Source organism: Haliea sp. (assembly GCF_041395985.1).
In the GTDB taxonomy this organism is placed as follows: Bacteria; Pseudomonadota; Gammaproteobacteria; order Pseudomonadales; family Halieaceae; genus Haliea.
In genome coordinates this window covers 25,067-41,131 of record NZ_JAWKZJ010000004.1, presented here as the reverse complement: position 1 = coordinate 41,131, position 16,065 = coordinate 25,067, and the positions used below count along the sequence as shown (strand labels likewise).

General features: G+C 62.4%; 16 protein-coding genes and 1 pseudogene. 6 read left to right on the top strand and 11 right to left on the bottom strand.

Features of this window, described 5'->3' with window-relative positions:
• Positions 1 to 3: 3 nt before the first annotated feature.
• Positions 4 to 1,386 carry a nodulation protein NfeD gene (locus R3E49_RS08765; RefSeq protein WP_371294692.1) on the bottom strand — a complete coding sequence of 461 codons (1,383 nt, stop codon included), beginning with the start codon at positions 1,384 to 1,386 and terminating at the stop codon, positions 4 to 6.
• A gap of 57 nt (positions 1,387 to 1,443) precedes the next feature.
• Entirely contained in the window at positions 1,444 to 2,298 is an 855-nt protein-coding gene (locus R3E49_RS08760; protein WP_371294691.1) for a mechanosensitive ion channel family protein, read from the bottom strand.
• Positions 2,299 to 2,326: 28 nt separating this feature from the next.
• Between R3E49_RS08760 and R3E49_RS08755 the strand changes: the two genes are divergently transcribed.
• The 6 genes and pseudogenes from R3E49_RS08755 to R3E49_RS08730 all read left to right on the top strand — a co-directional run bounded on the left by R3E49_RS08755 (position 2,327) and on the right by R3E49_RS08730 (position 8,552).
• Positions 2,327 to 3,295 (top strand): magnesium transporter CorA family protein, encoded by a 969-nt coding sequence (locus tag R3E49_RS08755; RefSeq protein ID WP_371294690.1) that lies wholly within the window; start codon positions 2,327 to 2,329, stop codon positions 3,293 to 3,295.
• 76 nt (positions 3,296 to 3,371) lie between these two features.
• Positions 3,372 to 5,000, top strand: a complete 1,629-nt coding sequence (locus R3E49_RS08750; RefSeq protein WP_371294689.1) for a wax ester/triacylglycerol synthase family O-acyltransferase — start codon at positions 3,372 to 3,374, stop codon at positions 4,998 to 5,000.
• Between the two features lie 11 nt (positions 5,001 to 5,011).
• Positions 5,012 to 6,466, top strand: a complete 1,455-nt coding sequence (locus R3E49_RS08745; protein ID WP_371294688.1) for a helicase HerA-like domain-containing protein — start codon at positions 5,012 to 5,014, stop codon at positions 6,464 to 6,466.
• Between the two features lie 125 nt (positions 6,467 to 6,591).
• A pseudogene (gene msrA / locus R3E49_RS08740) lies at positions 6,592 to 7,140 on the top strand (peptide-methionine (S)-S-oxide reductase MsrA); the annotation flags it as partial.
• Positions 7,141 to 7,287: 147 nt separating this feature from the next.
• Entirely contained in the window at positions 7,288 to 7,728 is a 441-nt protein-coding gene (gene msrB / locus R3E49_RS08735) for a peptide-methionine (R)-S-oxide reductase MsrB (RefSeq protein ID WP_371294952.1), read from the top strand.
• Positions 7,729 to 7,736: 8 nt separating this feature from the next.
• A complete protein-coding gene (locus tag R3E49_RS08730) occupies positions 7,737 to 8,552 on the top strand; it encodes a hypothetical protein (protein WP_371294687.1) in 816 nt (271 codons plus the stop codon).
• Here R3E49_RS08730 and R3E49_RS08725 read toward each other — a convergent pair.
• From R3E49_RS08725 to R3E49_RS08685, 9 genes are read right to left on the bottom strand one after another with little or no spacing between them, the layout of a single operon-like run.
• Positions 8,516 to 9,238: a hypothetical protein gene (locus R3E49_RS08725; RefSeq protein WP_371294686.1), complete on the bottom strand. Its 723-nt coding sequence runs from the start codon at positions 9,236 to 9,238 to the stop codon at positions 8,516 to 8,518. The two genes, R3E49_RS08730 and R3E49_RS08725, sit on opposite strands and share 37 nt — an antisense overlap.
• A complete protein-coding gene (locus R3E49_RS08720; RefSeq protein ID WP_371294685.1) occupies positions 9,222 to 10,004 on the bottom strand; it encodes an FTR1 family protein in 783 nt (260 codons plus the stop codon). Before R3E49_RS08720 ends, R3E49_RS08725 begins: the two co-directional genes overlap by 17 nt.
• 9 nt (positions 10,005 to 10,013) lie before the next feature.
• A complete protein-coding gene (locus R3E49_RS08715; RefSeq protein ID WP_371294684.1) occupies positions 10,014 to 10,346 on the bottom strand; it encodes a cupredoxin domain-containing protein in 333 nt (110 codons plus the stop codon).
• Positions 10,343 to 11,659 carry a sensor histidine kinase gene (locus R3E49_RS08710; protein WP_371294683.1) on the bottom strand — a complete coding sequence of 439 codons (1,317 nt, stop codon included), beginning with the start codon at positions 11,657 to 11,659 and terminating at the stop codon, positions 10,343 to 10,345. The genes R3E49_RS08715 and R3E49_RS08710 overlap by 4 nt, the downstream gene beginning before the upstream one ends.
• Positions 11,656 to 12,318 carry a response regulator gene (locus R3E49_RS08705; protein WP_371294682.1) on the bottom strand — a complete coding sequence of 221 codons (663 nt, stop codon included), beginning with the start codon at positions 12,316 to 12,318 and terminating at the stop codon, positions 11,656 to 11,658. Before R3E49_RS08705 ends, R3E49_RS08710 begins: the two co-directional genes overlap by 4 nt.
• Positions 12,319 to 12,327: 9 nt before the next feature.
• A complete protein-coding gene (locus R3E49_RS08700) occupies positions 12,328 to 13,122 on the bottom strand; it encodes an SDR family oxidoreductase (protein ID WP_371294681.1) in 795 nt (264 codons plus the stop codon).
• 8 nt (positions 13,123 to 13,130) lie between these two features.
• Positions 13,131 to 13,817: a TenA family transcriptional regulator gene (locus R3E49_RS08695; protein ID WP_371294680.1), complete on the bottom strand. Its 687-nt coding sequence runs from the start codon at positions 13,815 to 13,817 to the stop codon at positions 13,131 to 13,133.
• Positions 13,814 to 15,310, bottom strand: a complete 1,497-nt coding sequence (locus R3E49_RS08690; protein WP_371294679.1) for an AMP-binding protein — start codon at positions 15,308 to 15,310, stop codon at positions 13,814 to 13,816. The genes R3E49_RS08695 and R3E49_RS08690 overlap by 4 nt, the downstream gene beginning before the upstream one ends.
• Positions 15,307 to 16,020 (bottom strand): thermostable hemolysin, encoded by a 714-nt coding sequence (locus tag R3E49_RS08685; protein WP_371294678.1) that lies wholly within the window; start codon positions 16,018 to 16,020, stop codon positions 15,307 to 15,309. Before R3E49_RS08685 ends, R3E49_RS08690 begins: the two co-directional genes overlap by 4 nt.
• Positions 16,021 to 16,065 lie beyond the last annotated feature (45 nt).

Below are 16,065 nucleotides of genomic sequence, written 5' to 3'. Positions count from 1 at the left end.
GGCTTATCCTTTTTCCGGAGGTTGTTCGGATTGACTGCGGACGACCGCTGTCAATCCGTCGATTGCCAGCACAACGACTGGCTCGTCAGGTTGCAGGGGAGCCTCGCTGCGCGCATGCCAGAGTTCCCCATCCAGCCATACCCAGGCCTCGCCATCGTGCAGGCGTGCCACGTGTGTCGTCATGCCCACCAGGCGCTGCACACCACTGACCACCGCGCGCTTGCGCGCGCGCAGCACCATGCCCAGTGCAAACACCAGCAAGCCGACACTGAATACGGTAACCGCGAGCACGATAGGCAGTGCCAGTTGGTAGGCGGGCAGGTTGGTATCCATCAACATGATCGAACCCATTACGAAAGCGGCAGCTCCACCCAGCCCCAGCACCCCGAAACTCGGCGCAAAGGCTTCGGCCGCCATCAAGGCCACGCCGAGCAGCAGCAGACCCATACCGGCGTAGCTGACGGGCAGCATCTGCAGGGCATACAGGGCAATCAGCAGGCTGACGGCGCCCACGATACCGGGCAGGCCAATGCCCGGGTTGTAGAACTCGATGACCAAACCGTAGATACCGACCAGCAGCAGCATATACGCGATGTTGGGATTGGTGATGACAGCGAGGAACTCACTGCGCCAGTCCGGCGCCTGGTCTACGATTGCCACGCCAGCCGTGTCGAGCACCCGGGTGGCATCCCCCACATCGACCGCTATCCCGTGCACGCCCTGCAACAGCAGGGGAATCGAGTCCGCCAGTTGATCGATGACCCCGGCGGCCAGCGCGTCTTCTGCCGGCAGGCTGACCCCGTCGCGCACCGCGCGTTCCGCCCAGTCACCATTGCGCCCGCGCAGCTGCGCGAGGCTGCGGATGTAGGCCACCGCATCGTTCACCACCTTGCGCTCCATCGCTGTACTGCCCGCGGTGGTGGCGGGCGACGATGCTGCGCCCTCCTCCCCCTCATCCGCACCCGGCAACCCCGGCAGACCGCCGCCGCCAAGCTGCACCGGTGTCGCCGACCCCAGATTGGTCCCCGGGGCCATGGCCGCGATGTGTGTGGCATACAACAGGTAGGTGCCGGCGCTGGCGGCCCGCGCGCCACTGGGTCCCACGTATCCCAATACCGGGACGGGTGCTGCCAGTATGGCCTTGATCATGTCGCGCATGGCGCTGTCCAGGCCACCTGGTGTGTCGATGCGCAGTACAACCGCCTCGGCGTTCGCAGCGACGGCGCGTTCGAGCGAGCGAATCATGTGGTCCGCGGTTGCCGGGCCGATGGGGCCGTCGATGTGAATCACCCAGACCTGTGCGGCAGCAGCGGGGGCTGCAAGAACCCAGGCCAGCAGCAACAGACGCAGCAGGGCGAGACAGCGATACAAGGAATACCTTTTCATGCTCCCAGTATAGTGCAAGCTGACGGACGGCGCCGAGGCCACGTCAGGCCATCTGCCTCAGGAATTCAACAGGCGCAGCTCACCATTCAGGTGCACATCCCGCTGCGGGAAGGCGATAACCAGCCCATGCTCCCGGAACAGCGCATCGATCTGGAAGCGAAGGTCGCTGCGAATCAGGCGCAAGCCGCGCTCGGCGGTGGAGTGCACCCAGAAATTGAGTTCGAATTCCAGCGAGCTGTCGCCAAAGTTGTCGAAAATCACCATGGGTTCCGGCGTCTTCAACACGTTCGGATGCTCCTCGGCAACACGGTACATCAGGGTCTCGGTAAGCCGCACGTCGCTGTCGTAGGCAACACCCACCCGCACCGCCGTGCGCACCAGGTCGTCCACCAGTGTCCAGTTGGTGACGGTATTCTCGAGCAACTGGCTGTTGGGAATCAGCAGGTGTACGCCATCAACACGCCGGATGCGCGTCGAGCGCGTGTTGATAGACTCCACCGTCCCGCGCACCTCACCAAGCTCGAGGAAATCACCGATCTTGATGGGCCGCTCCCACATCAGTATCCAGCCACTGATGAAGTTGTTGATGATGTTCTGTGCACCGAAGCCAAACCCGATCGCCACGGCGCCTGAGACGAATGCGAACGCCGCCAGTGGGACACTCAGCAGATCCAGCGTCGACATGCCCACAATGGCCATACCGAGAATGAGGTAGGCACGGAAAGCCAGCTGCACCACATTCGGATCGAGGTTGCGCTTGAGCATACGCGAGCGCAGGAAGCGACCGCTCCAGAGCACGAAGAAGATCCCACCGACCAGCAGGGCCAGAACGGTCAACACCTGGGCCAGGGTAATGGCAACGTCGCCAAATACAATTAGAGGCGCATTGAGGATTCGGTTAAGCTGTTCCATGCAGGGTTCCTTGAAGGGTCACAGACACATGATCAGGGCAAAATTACTCTCACCGCAAGGGCAGTACCAGACAGGCGACGAATCGTTGATTGCTGTCTGGCGTGGACAGGAAAGCAGCGTGCTCTGGCTGGATATGGAGGGCGAGCTGACCGCAGAGCGGCAGGAGTTGCTCGTTTCACTCAATTGTGACCGGCTCGCTGTCTCTGACTGCGCCCGCACCCGGCATCCGCCCAAGGTGGAAGAATTCGACCAGGACACGTTCATCCTGTTTCGCGGCATGACCAGCCTGGACGACAACCTGGAATTACAGCCTATGCCTGTCGGTATGTGGGTCGGCAAGCGGATTCTCATCACCAGCCACCCCGGCACGGCCGTCAGTGTAAACCACTTCTGGGACAGCGAGGAACAACAGTCCTTGCTGAAAACGCCCAATGTCCTCGCCCTGCGTATTTTGCACTACGTGGGTGGGCGTTATCTGGAAAAGCTCATGGATTTCGAGGACACCCTGGCCGGTCTGGAAGATGCCCTGCTGACCGACCAGACCGATACCGTGATGAAAGAACTGGTGATCTACCGCTCGCGATTGCGCAAACTGCTGCGTATTTTCAACTACCATGAAGCGCTGGCCGAGCACATTCTGCACAGCGGCACTGTCCACCTGGGTACCGGCAAGGACAAGAGCCATCACGTGCGTCGCGACCTCTTCGACCGCTGCGAACGGCTGCGAACCCTGTGCTCCATGTACTACGAGATCTGCGGCGACCTCGTGGAGAGCCATATTTCCATCACCTCCCACCAGCTCAACCAGACCATGAAGGTCCTCACCATCATCACAGCGATCTTTGTGCCATTGAGTTTTGTGGCGGGTCTGTACGGCATGAACTTCCAGCACATGCCCGAACTGCAGTTCCGCTACGGTTACTTTGTGGTGTTGGGACTGATGGCACTTCTGGCGGTGGGCATGCTGACCCTGTTCCGTAAGGTGCGCTGGCTGTGACAGCGAAATCAGGCCTTTGCGGATAGCCGCATTGACGCTATTGTTTGGTCAAACAGAATAACGAGAGGTCATCCCCATGCGCCCAGTCAACCTCGCCGACGCCGGCTTTCTCCTGATGGAGAAACGACAGACCCCCATGCATGTGGGCGGACTGCACCTGTTCAACTACCCGAAGGGTGTAGACCAACGCGAATTCCTGCAGCAGGTGCTTGCCGCCCTGCGCACCGACGAGGAGTACCGGCGCCCGTTTGGTGAGTATGTCACCACCGGTCGCGCAGGTCCCCTGCGGCTCTATTGGGAAAAGGATGAGCACTTCGATATTGACTACCATGTGCGCCACTCCGCCCTGCCCCAACCCGGACGCTATCGTGAGCTCTTCATGCTGGTGTCCCGGCTGCACAGCACGCTGCTTGACCGCACGCGACCACTCTGGGAACTGCATCTCATCGAAGGCCTGCGCAACAACCAGTTTGCCGTGTACAGCAAATGCCATCACGCGGCGACCGACGGCGCCTCGGCGATGCACATGATGAACGCCATGTACTCCACCAGCCCCCGCAGTCGAGCGCGCCACTCCGCAATGTCCTTCGAAGCCTTCGAGCAGTACAAGGCAAGGCGCCTGCCACCCCCCGTGGAGCGTGTAGAGCCGCGCGGGCGGGAACTGAAAACCGTGCTGGAAGCGCTGCGCCAGCAGTACGACACCACAACCAACCTGGTCAGCGCCTTTCGCCAGTTCGGCGGCGCTTTCTTTGGCCGCAGTGGTAACCTCGCAGTACCCTGGCATCACGTGCCCCGCACCTCGATCAACACCAATGTCAGCGGGTCCAGGCGCTTCGTTGCCCAGTCCTTCGAGTTCGAACGTGTACGCAACGTCTGCAAGGCAACCCATGCCACCGTCAACGATATCGTGCTGGCGATGTGTGCAGGTGCTCTGCGGCGCCACCTTGCCAACCTGGGCGAGCACCCCGCGCACTCGCTAAAGGCGATGGCGCCGATCTCGCTCCGGGAGGAGAGCGATCTCGATTCATCCAACGCCGTCGGCTTCATTACCGCCGACCTGGCAACCGACGTCGCCGATCCGGAGCAGCGGCTGCGCAAGATCCAGGCCTCGATGGCGGCGGGCAAGACACTGCTGCGCAGCATGTCCCAACGCGAGGCGACGCTGTTCATGCAGATTACCCAGATACCCGCCCTGCTCACCTCGGTGCTCGGCATCGCGGCCAATTTCCCCGCCTTCAGCACTGTGATATCCAACGTCCCCGGGCCGCGGGAGCAGCTCTACTGGAACGGCGCCAGCCTGGAAGGCGTGTATCCTGCGTCCATTGTGTTTGATGGTTTCGCCATGAACATAACGCTGGTGAGCTATCGCAAGCAGCTGGATTTCGGCATCGTCGCCTGCCGGCGCTCTATGCCCCAGGTACAGCGCATTATCGACTATCTCGAAGAAGCGCTGACAGAGCTGGAGGAACTGGCGGGGCTGCGCACGGCCCCGAAACGCTCTGGCCGCAGCAAGGCAAAAGCGGCGGCTGGCAGCACCGCCAGGGCGTCAACGAAGACCGGGACCAAAACCACGGCCAAAACCAAAACCAATACCAAAACCAAAACCAAATCCCGTCAGGCCGCTGGCAGCAAGGCCGTGCCGCGCGCCACGCCGAAGCGTGCCAGTAAACCGAAACTGGCGGGTAGCAACAACGCAAAAGGATGAATTCCCCAGCAATGAACGAGCAAATTCTGATTGGCGGCAACGCCGAAGGACAGTGCGGCCTGCTGCCACGCTACGCCAACCGCCACGGCCTGATTGCCGGCGCTACCGGCACCGGGAAAACCGTCACCCTGCAGTGCCTCGCAGAGAGCTTCTCTGACCGCGGTGTGCCCGTGTTCATGGCGGATGTCAAAGGCGATCTCTCAGGTATCAGCCAGGCGGGAACACCACACCCCAAAGTGGATGAACGGAACCAGTACATCGGCATTACCCACTACCAGCAGCGCGGCTTTCCCGTCGCCTTCTGGGATGTGTTCGGGGAGGCCGGGACACCGGTGCGCACCACCGTCACCGAGATGGGGCCCGCGCTGCTTGCCCGCCTGCTGGACCTCAACGACACCCAGGAAGGTGTGATGAACGTGGTCTTCGAGTTCGCCGACAGCGAGGGCCTGCTGCTGGTGGATCTGGCTGACCTGCGTACAACGCTGGAATATCTCGCGGAGCACGGCTCGGAACTGGGAGCAGGCTTCGGTGTCGCCAAGGCTTCAGTGAATGCCATTCTGCGCAGGTTACTGGTGCTTGAGCGTGAGGGGGGGCGCGCGTTTTTCGGCGAGCCCTCACTGGAACTCAAGGACTTTATGCAAACCACCCGTGACGGACGCGGGGTGATCAACCTGCTTGCCGCCAACACCCTCATCCAGAGCCCGCGCGTGTACTCTACGTTCCTGCTCTGGTTACTCTCCGAACTGTTTGAAACGCTGCCGGAACTCGGGGACCCCGAGCAGCCTGTGCTGGTGTTCTTTTTCGACGAAGCTCACCTGCTGTTTCGCGATGTGCCCCGAGCGCTGCTGGAAAAGATCGAGCAGGTCGTGCGCCTGATTCGCTCAAAAGGCGTCGGCGTCTACTTCATCAGCCAGAGTCCCAGCGATATACCGGATTCGGTGCTGGGTCAGTTGGGGAACCGTATCCAGCACGCGCTGCGGGCCTACACACCCCGTGAACAAAAGGCCGTGCGCGTGGCCGCGCAATCGTTTCGCGAGAACCCCGCACTGGATACGGTCACCGCCATCACCGAGCTGGGAGTCGGCGAAGCGCTGGTGTCCCTGCTGCAGGACAAGGGCATTCCGGCGCCCGTGCAGCGCGTCCTGATTCGCCCACCGTGCTCGCGCATGGGGCCTGCGAGCCCGCAGGAGCGCGCTGCGGTTCTAACGCACGACCCCAACCAGCGCCGCTATGCCGAGTCGGTTGACCCCCGCTCTGCCCACGAGGTGTTGCGCGAGAGAATTGAAGCCGCGAGCGCTCAGGACGCGACACAAAAAGCAGCCAAAGCGAAAACCCGCAGCACGGGTGGACGCCAGAGCACCAGCGAGGCGTTTATCAAGAGTATGGCCCGCAGCCTCGGCTCTGCCGCCGGCAGCAGTCTGGGCCGCAAGCTGTTTCGCGGACTGCTGGGATCTCTGCTCAAATGAATCACCGCCACCACCCGATGGAACTCCGCAACCGGTAACGGGGTCTACTGCTGACCGCCGCCGTGTTGTCATCGCCTGAGCGTTGCAGCGCGTAGCAAGCGCGACCTCTCTCAAAGGAGCACACCATGCGTTATACCCTCAGACTGGCGGCCCTGCTGCTGGCCGCCATTGTCGCTGCCTCACCCGGCCACACCCGATCCGCCTATGCGCCCGCCGATACGGGCCTCGCCGTAGCAACCTTTGCCGGCGGTTGCTTCTGGTGCGTGGAAGACGGCTTTGAGAAGATACCCGGCGTTGTGGAGGCAGTTTCCGGCTACAGCGGCGGCACCGAAAAGAACCCGGACTACAAGCAGGTCTCCGCCGGCAAAACCGGCCATACCGAAGCGGTGCAGGTGTACTATGACCCCACCGTGATCACCTACGAGGGTTTGGTGGAGGGCTTCTGGCGCTTTATGGACCCCACCGACGCGGACGGGCAATTCGTTGATCGAGGCCGCCAGTACCGCCCGGCCATTTTCTATCACTCCGAGGAGCAGCAGCGCGTCGCGCAGGCGTCAAGGGATGCGCTGGAGGCTTCTGGCCGCTACGACACACCTGTGGTCATCGAAATTACGCCGTTCACGGCATTCTACGATGCAGAAGACTACCATCAGGACTACGCCAGTAAGAATCCACTGCGCTACCAGTTCTACACCTTCAATTCGGGGCGCTATCAGTTCATAGACCGGGTATGGGGGGACGAGCAGACGCTTGATTTCTCCCGTTTTCGTCCTGCGCCTACAGCAGCGGGCACGCAAACGGCCTTCGATCCTGAACGTTTCGTGCGCCCCTCTGACGAAGTCCTGCGCCAGCGCCTCACCGCCGAACAGTTCCGGGTGGCGCGCCAGGATGGAACCGAGCGTGCCTTCAACAACGCCTACTGGGACGAAAAGCGGGCAGGGATCTATGTGGACATCGTATCCGGGGAGCCGCTCTTTTCCTCGCGCGATAAATTTAAATCGGGCACCGGGTGGCCCAGTTTCACTCGACCGATCAGCGGGGACAGTGTTGTGGAACGGGATGACAGCAGCTTTTTCATCGCGCGCACAGAAATTCGCAGCCGCTATGCGGACTCCCATCTCGGTCACGTGTTTGATGACGGTCCTGCGCCCACCGGACTGCGCTACTGCATGAACTCGGCAGCGATGCGCTTCATTCCGCTTGAGAATATGGCGGCCGCAGGTTACGGCGACTACATTCCCGCCGTGACCGGCGAGGACTGAGGCACGCCATGCACCACCCGACCAGCGCAACCGGCCGTGATGCCATTCCACCCCTGCCGCTACGCCGGCTGCCCTGGCTGCTGTGCACCGCCATCATCCTGCTGGAAAGTGCATTCTGGATCGCACAGGTGGAGAGTGGTACCTGGAAGATCCTGCTCGCGGCGCTGGAAATGGGGCTGCTGGGCGGCCTGCTGTGGAATGGCTGGCGCATTCGCCGCTGGGTCTACCAGACCAGTACCGCAAGACACTGTGCGGTTGCAGACCTCACCGTCGCCGGTCTCACTGTGTGTCTGCTCGGCGACGCCGTGAACCGCAATGTGCCGGCGCGCTTCTACAGCTACGATGACGTCGTCCAGCACAGCTATCTGGCGGATTCAGTCTGGTTCTTCTTCCCGGGATACGCGCTGCTGCTGGCCGCCGTCTGGCTGGCAACCCGGGGCCGGGTGCACCCACTGTGGCGTGTCGTGCCGATGGTACTCGCCGCCGCCGGCGGCCTTTTCGCCTTCTTCCAGGTACTCCTGCCAGGCACAGCCGCCTACATTGCCTGGCTTACGGGTGCCTACTCGATCCTGATCGCGCTCATGCTGCCCTGCGCACTGTGGATAGGGCTGGCCTTTGGCCGCCGCGGTCGCTGGGTCGCTCTGGGTGCCGCCATGGCAACGGTCGCCGATGGCATGATCGGCCAGTTCTGGTTGTATGGCAGCGGCCACTATCCTGCCATCGCCTATGCCAACTTCATGGTGTACTTCGTATCGCAGGCCCTACTGCAGCAATTGCCCCTGCTCGCTCAGAACTCGTACTCCAGGACCGCGCGCAGCGTGTAGTCTGCGGTGGTCGCATCCAGACCCCAGACAACGCCTGCCTCCCAGCGCAGCGCCTGGCGGCTGCCCAGGCGCGCCATGCCCAGCAGCATGGGGCCCAGTGCCCGGGTGTCTTCGCCCAGGTAGAGTTCCAGCGCTGGCTCCAGTAACGGGGAGTGACGGTAGCGCGCCTGCAGCGCGGCGGCGGTCTCGAACTCGTCCTCAATGTCATCACCCCATTCGTAGATGACCCCGACGTTGGCTGTCGCACTGAAACGACCCAGTTCTCGCTCCAGTAGCAAGGTGGTGGAGTACTCCCAGATTTCTTCGTGTCGATACTTCTCCAACTCGAACAACAGGCCGTAATCGAGCAGAAACTCCCCCTGCTCTGACAGTTGCCACAGTGCCTCCAACTCCCAGGCGTCGATGGTAAATCCGCTGTCGCTGCCCTCCCGGCCGACCAGATACGCTTCGGCAAACAGGAACTCCGACACGGCTCGACCCAGACCGACACGGTGTGTGGCCTGCCGTTGTGCCTCGCCGGCGGGTGGATTGTGTTCCTGCACCGCGCGCCACTCCAGCTCCCATTCCAGCTGTTCCACATAGGGGTGATAGACCTTGTCGACAACGCTGCCGTCGGCCAGAACGGCTGTTGGAAGCGCCGCAAACACCGCCAGCATCAACCCCCTGGGGCTATTCCCTGACCGCATGTTCTGCCCTCCCTTCACTGCCCCACCAGAGCGCAAAACCGGCCAGCGCCAGACTGCCCAGATACAGGCCCACCTGCAGCGCCCCGGGCGTGGCTTCGTAGCCCAGTACGGCGTACAGCAGTTCACCAAAAAACGATTGTTCGCTGAGCAGCGCCGAGCTGTCCCAGAGCGGGGACTGATCCGGCAACCAATCCACCTGTTCCAGTAACAGGGTGGCCTGCATGAGCATGCCGGCGCCAATCAGGGCCAGGGCCGCACAGCAGCCCCACAGGGCCCAACGCCGTGGCAAGGCCCGCAGGGCACCGTAGACCAGCACTCCGGCACTGATGCCTATGCCCATGCCCAGGGCACTGCCTGCCCAGACGGCTGCCGCGTGTTCACCGAGTGCGGCAAAGGCACGCACATAAATCTGTATCTCTGCGCACTCGCGCACGATCGCCAGGCTGATGGCGATTGCCATCAATACCATCAGTAGACGCGGCCGCCTCTGTGCACGCCAACTGAGCGCGAGAATGGGCACCAGCAGCAGGTACACGCCCGCTTGCAGACTGGCATTCACCACCTCCTGACCTGCGCCGTCCAGCGCATCGGTAATCGTCGCCAGAAACGAGGCATAGAGCGTCACTCCCGCCGCCGCCAGCGGCACGGCGAGCCACAACCAGCGGTTTCCAAGACGAATACAGCGCGCCAGGGCCAGCAGGGCACTCACCAGTACCGCCGCCTCCAGCACCTCGCGCAGGACGATAACCACTGAATTAAGAAACACGACAGGTCCTCATTCCACCACCACCCTGCCCTGCGCCGTGCGTGGGTTGAATTCACCAAAAAAAGGGTACACGCCAGGTGCCAATGGCCCAATGAAGATATTGGCCTTGCTGCCCCCGAGAATGACCTTCTCGCGATTCAATTCGTAACTCTCAAACTCCTCCGGGGTGACATCATGGTTGATGACTACAAGCTTCACCTTGGTGTTGGCCGGAATAACGATTTCCTCGGGAATGAACAGGTGATCACGGATTTCCAACTCAAAAACCGGTGTGCGCGCCTGCGCCATACCGACCGCGAAGCTACACAGCACGGCGCAGGCCCACCGCTGCGCAGGCTTCATGACGCGACCCTCACAACCGGAAACTGCACCGTGACGGCCAGGCCGCTGCCCAGAGGGCTGTCGGAGAGCTGCACCTTCGCACCGTGCAGTTGCACGATGTGCTGGGTGATCGCCAGACCCAAACCGGCTCCGGCGATGCTCTCACTGGCGCTGGTGCCGACCCGGTAAAACCGCTCAAAAACGCGCTCCCGCTCAGCGCAGGGAATTCCCGGCCCGCTGTCGGCAACTTCCAGCAGGGGCACACCGGCTCGACTTCCCGCAAACACCGTAATTTCTCCGCCCTCTGGCGTATACTTGCGTGCATTGTCGAGCAGGTTGCGCAGCAGAATCGCCAGCATGGTCTCGTCACCCTGCATGACGGCGGGCTCACCCTGTAGCGATAGCGACTGGTGACGCGATTCGAATGCGGGCCACATCTCAGCCGTTACCCGCTGTGCGAGCGTATGCAGGTCGACTGTCTGAAAGTTGGCCTTGATCAGCTCCGGCTGCGTGCGTGCAAGGTCCAGTAGCTGTTCGACCAGGTGGTGCATACGTTCGATGCCCTCGGTGGCATGCTGCAGGGCACTGCTCCCCGCCGGGACTTCATTTTCGAGATTGTGCAGGTGAATCTTCAGCGCGCTGATGGGCGTACGTAACTCGTGAGCGGCATGAGAGGCGAAATGCTTTTCCCGCTGCAATGCGGCAGCCAGGCGCAGCAGCAGGCCGTTGGTCGAGGTAATCACCTGCTGCAGCTCGGCCGGCGGATCCGTGTCAGGGAGCGGAGTAAGGTCGTCCGTGGCCTTGCGATTGATCTGCTCGCTAAGCTCCCGCAGCGGTGCCAATCCCCAGCCCACCAGCACCCAGATCAGCAATGCCGCAACCGGCAACCAGAGCAACAGGGGAATCACGGATTCCAGCACGACGCTTTCGGCCAGGGTGTGGCGCACATCGGCCCGCTCTGCCACCATTCCCCAACGCCGGTCCCCCATGGCGACGGTCAGTGTGCGCCAGCGATAACCGCCGAAATTGGCATACCGGTAACCCGCAGTAAATGCCGTTATCGGCGCTTCGGGCGCCGCGGCAGAGCGCAGCACCGGGCGTTCATCCTCCCATATCTGGAAGACAAAGCCCTCCACGCCGCTGCCGAGGGATTGTGACGTTATACCGCCACCCCCGAGGCCAACGAGAATCTCCGCGGAATACTGTAGCTGTGCGTCCAGCAGGTCCTCCGCTTTGTCCATGCTGGCGCGGTAACCATTCAGTGCAGCCACAAAAGACACCAGCGTGAACGCCGCGATCAGCATGGTAACCAGCGAACGGCGTATAGACTTCATTGCCGCGGCACGGTGTAGCCAATACCCCGCACCGTCTTGATAAAGTCGTCCGGAAGCTTCTTGCGCAGGTGGTGAATATGGACTTCCAGCGCATTGCTGCTCACTTCTTCGCCCCAGCTGTAGAGACGCCCCTCCAGGGACTCGCGTGTCAGTACCTTGCCCACGCTCTCCATCAACGCCTTCAGCAGCATGTACTCGCGTCGCGGAAGATCGAGCGGTTGATCGCCAACCATGACCGTGTGCGCCGCGGTATCCAGTGCCACGCGGCCAACCGTAAGACAGCTGCTGGCCGCTGTGTTCGACAAGCGACGTTCGATGACCCGCAGCCGGGCGGCCAGCTCCTTCACATCGAAGGGTTTCGCCATGTAGTCGTCGGCACCGTGATCCAGGCCGCGCACTTTATCATCAGCCCCGTCCCGCGCAGTCAATAACAGGACTGGCAGACTGCGGTGCGTTTCGCGCAGTGCACGCAGCACCTGTAGCCCATCCATGTCCGGCAGCCCCAGATCCAGTACCACCATATCCGGCGCCTCGGCCCGCACAGCGGACAGTGCCTGCCCGCCTGAGGCAACATGGTTCACGGCAAAACCCTCCCGGCTCAGCGCGGCCTGCAGGCCGGCAGCAAGGGATCTGTCATCTTCAACCAGGAGAATACGCATGTGACCAGTTTACTCGCCGGCACCCCGGGCAGCCAGCGCGTGACGGCGAATAACCGGTAGCTGCTTGATCAGTGACTTTTCCACCAGCGACGGAAAGAGGCCGTTGAGCTTGATGAAAAAGCGCTCGGGCCAGCCCACAAACCGCACGCCACGCGCCGAGTGCAACAGCGCCAGCAATTCAGCGGCTACCCGCTCGGGCTCATCCACAGCTGTACCCAGTTCGGCGTTCATCGCTGCTGTGGGCCCTGCATTCATATCCGTCGCTGTGGCTCTGGGCGCAAGGTAGTGCAGGCTGACGCCGCTGTCAGCGAGTTCGCGGCGCAGCGCCTCGGTGAATCCACGCAGCCCGAATTTGCTGGCACTGTAGACCGCATAGCCCGGAAAGCCGATGCTGCCAAATGCGGACCCCACGTTGACCACCCAACCCCGCCGCGCCTGCAGAACCGGCAACAAACCCTGCACGAGCAGCATGGGTACCATGAGATTCAGTTCCAGCGTCTGGCGCCACTGCGATTCGTCCTGCTCGGCAAACAGACCGAAATGATTGACACCGGCGTTGTTGATCAATCCATCGGCATCCTGAGCAGCGGCGATGACCGACGCCCGCCCCGCGGGTGTGGCAAGGTCGGCGACCAGCACGCGATGCCCATCACCGACCAGCGATGTGCGCAATGACTCCAGCACATCGCCATTGCGCGACACGAGCAGCAGTGATGCGCCCGCCGCTGCGAGCGCTCGCGCACAGGCCTGGCCGATGCCCCCTGCGGCGCCGGTGAGTAGAACCCGCTGACCTGCTATATGCATACTGTCACCTAAGCCGCGAGGCGCTGCGCCTGATCGGCGCTGACGCTGCGGAACACATCCGCATACAGGTGATAGAAGATACGCGCGCAATGCAGTATCTGCCGCTGATCCTCTGGCTGGTCGATACGGTTCATCAGGTTTTCAAAGAACTGTACGTGCTCGATGTCCAGGGCGCCGTGGGAACGCAAATAGCTGAAGGCCTTGCGCGACAGCCCAGTGGATGCCGCGATCGCGTCCGCAGCGCTATCGGCAACACGAATGGAGGTCCCTTCCAACACATGAACCATGCCGAAAAAGCCCACCGGATTTACCCGATCAATAACGTGGTACGCGTAGGCAACCATCAACTCGGTCGCGCGATTGGGCACGCTGAGGCGGGCCCTGTCGCGATCATAGCCGCAGGCTTCGATATCGTTGAGGATCCATTCCTGATGGCCGAGTTCCTCCTCGATGTATTCAGCCAGCGCCGTGCGCAGCCACTCCTTGTCTGCCGGCATGCGCGCCCCCGCCGCCATCAGCAGGGGTACGGTATGCCGGACGTGGTGATAGGCCTGTACCAGAAACGCAACGTAGCGCTCCGTCGTCAGCTTCCCGGCCAGTGCATCACGCACCAGGTCCGTAGCCACCAGGGCCTCACGCTCTGCGAGGGTGGCATTCTGCAGCGTCTGGAAGAAACCATTGCCTGAATCATTCATGTTGCCAGCAACTCCTTTTCGGGTAAATAACACGTAGCGAGTGACGCAGCGAAGTGCGCCGCAATCCGGTCCCGGCGCGGTCGCCCGTTTTCGGTAAGCAGTCCATTCTCGGCGGACAGCGGCGATAACAGGCGAATCCAGCGTTGTGCACGGGCATAGTCTGGCAGGCCCGCGTTGGCGGCTGCGATGCTGGCGCCAATCTCCGTATCGCTGCACTCAGGCCGTGTCGGGTAGACCAGGGCAACGCAGAAGGGGCGGTCATCACCCAGTAACACGACCTGACGCAGGCAGCCGTCTGCCAGCAACTCGCTTTCCACCCACTCCGGCGAGATGTTGCGGCCAAAACTGCTGATAAGCAGATGCTTGCGACGACCGGACACCGTCAGGAAGCCGTCAGCATCAATTTGGCCCAGGTCGCCGGTTGCGACAGGGCCGGACTGCCAGCTCCGAGGGTCATCAAGGTAACCAAGGAAACGGTTGCCTTCGACCACAAGCTCGCCCGCGCTGACGCTGACCCGGACGTGCGGCAGTACCCGCCCGCTGGTTCCCGGGCGGTCCGACTCCGGCGTATTCAGGCTGACCACAGACGCGCACTCCGACAGGCCGTAGCCTTCGTACACGGGCACTCCTGCCCGCCGAACGCGCTGTAGCAGATCGGGCGCAACACGTGCCCCGCCTACGGCCACAAACGCGAGTGCAGGTGGCGGCTGCCAGCCGCTTTGCAGGGCCTGATCAAAGAGCGTCAACAATTGCGGTATGACGATCAGGGTCTGTGGGTTGATGCGCGCAAGGGCGCCCAACAGACGTTCTGCATCGACGCCGGAGCTGCCTGCAAGACCCAGCTCAGCCGGCGCCGGCAGGACGATGCTACCGCCGGCCAGCAGTGGCATATACACACCGGCGATATTTTCGAGCAACGTGCTTAAGGGCAACAGCGAGAGATGACGAGGTGCCGTCAATCCCACAGCTGTCACCAGCGACTGCGCCACCCGCAGGCACTGCTGAGTAGAAAGACAGACCCCCTTGGGGTTGCCGGTGGAGCCTGAGGTGAACGTGATTTTGGCCGTCCCGGGCGGTACAGCACCGCCTGCGCCCACATCGAGTAACATCAAGGTAAGACCAAAAGGCAGGTCGCCCCTCTCACCTGCACCGGGCAGGGTTGCCAGCGATGGGCACAGCGCGGGGCTGGCAATCACCGCCTGCGCCCCGGATGCCTGCAACACATGGGCGCGCTGGCCAGCGCTGAAAAAAGTCGGTATCGGCACCAGACAGAGGTCGGCCGCCTGTGCCGCGAGGTCGACACGCACCCAGTTCACTGAGTTTTCCGCAAGCAGCGCAATACGTTGCAGGCCGGACGCGCGCAGGCCGGCCGCCAGCTGGGCGACATCCTTAACCAGGTCTGCAGCGGTGACCGTTACGCGCCCATCTTCCAGCACCACCGACTGCGGATCCTGTGCCGCGCGGCGTGCCAGTATCTGCTCCAGCGCGCTCACCCGGCATGCTCGCGAATGGTGACCGCGAGGGCCGAGATGGTTGCAGCATAACGCTGCAGTTCGGCCGCCATCGCCGGCCGGGACCACGCCTGCTGATGGGTCAGGCGCATGTCGCCGATCATGACCTGCGGATCGCCATCGTAATAACGCCCCCAGTCGCGAGCTGCGCCGCCAAGGCGCTCGGGGCGCGCGGCGCCAACGGCCTCCGGCGTAAAGCCACTGCGACGGATGGAAAGGCGCACCGCGCGGTTCGCAGCAAAGATGAGATAGCCGATTCCGGCCTCATGAATCGCTGCAGTGACCAGCAGATACAGCAGTGCACCCTGCCCCGGCTCAGAGGCCGCGAGGTTACCCAGCTCCAGGACGTCGCCACGGCTGCAGCGGCCTCCGTGCAGGGCATCAACCGCGGACGTAGCCGGGACATCGAGATACTGTTCACAGAACAATGGACCCCGGTTGGCGCTGCGCAGGCCCAACGCGGCCTGCAGGGTGCCCTCCCGCTCAAGGCTGCAGAGCAGCGGCAGAAACGAGAGTACACGCGCGTCCCAGGCAGCCTGAAAGACGCTGCCGATATAGCGCTCCACGCGCTCGCGGCGCGGGTGCATCTCCTCACAGGCGCAGAGGGAAAAGGGGGCATCCGCCGCAAGTGTAGCGGCCTGGAAGACACTGAGGTTGCCACCGCTCGGTATGCTGTGCAGGGAAGCTGTCACTGTCGTACCTCACAAAGGTCTCATTGGGGGACAGTGTGAGGTACG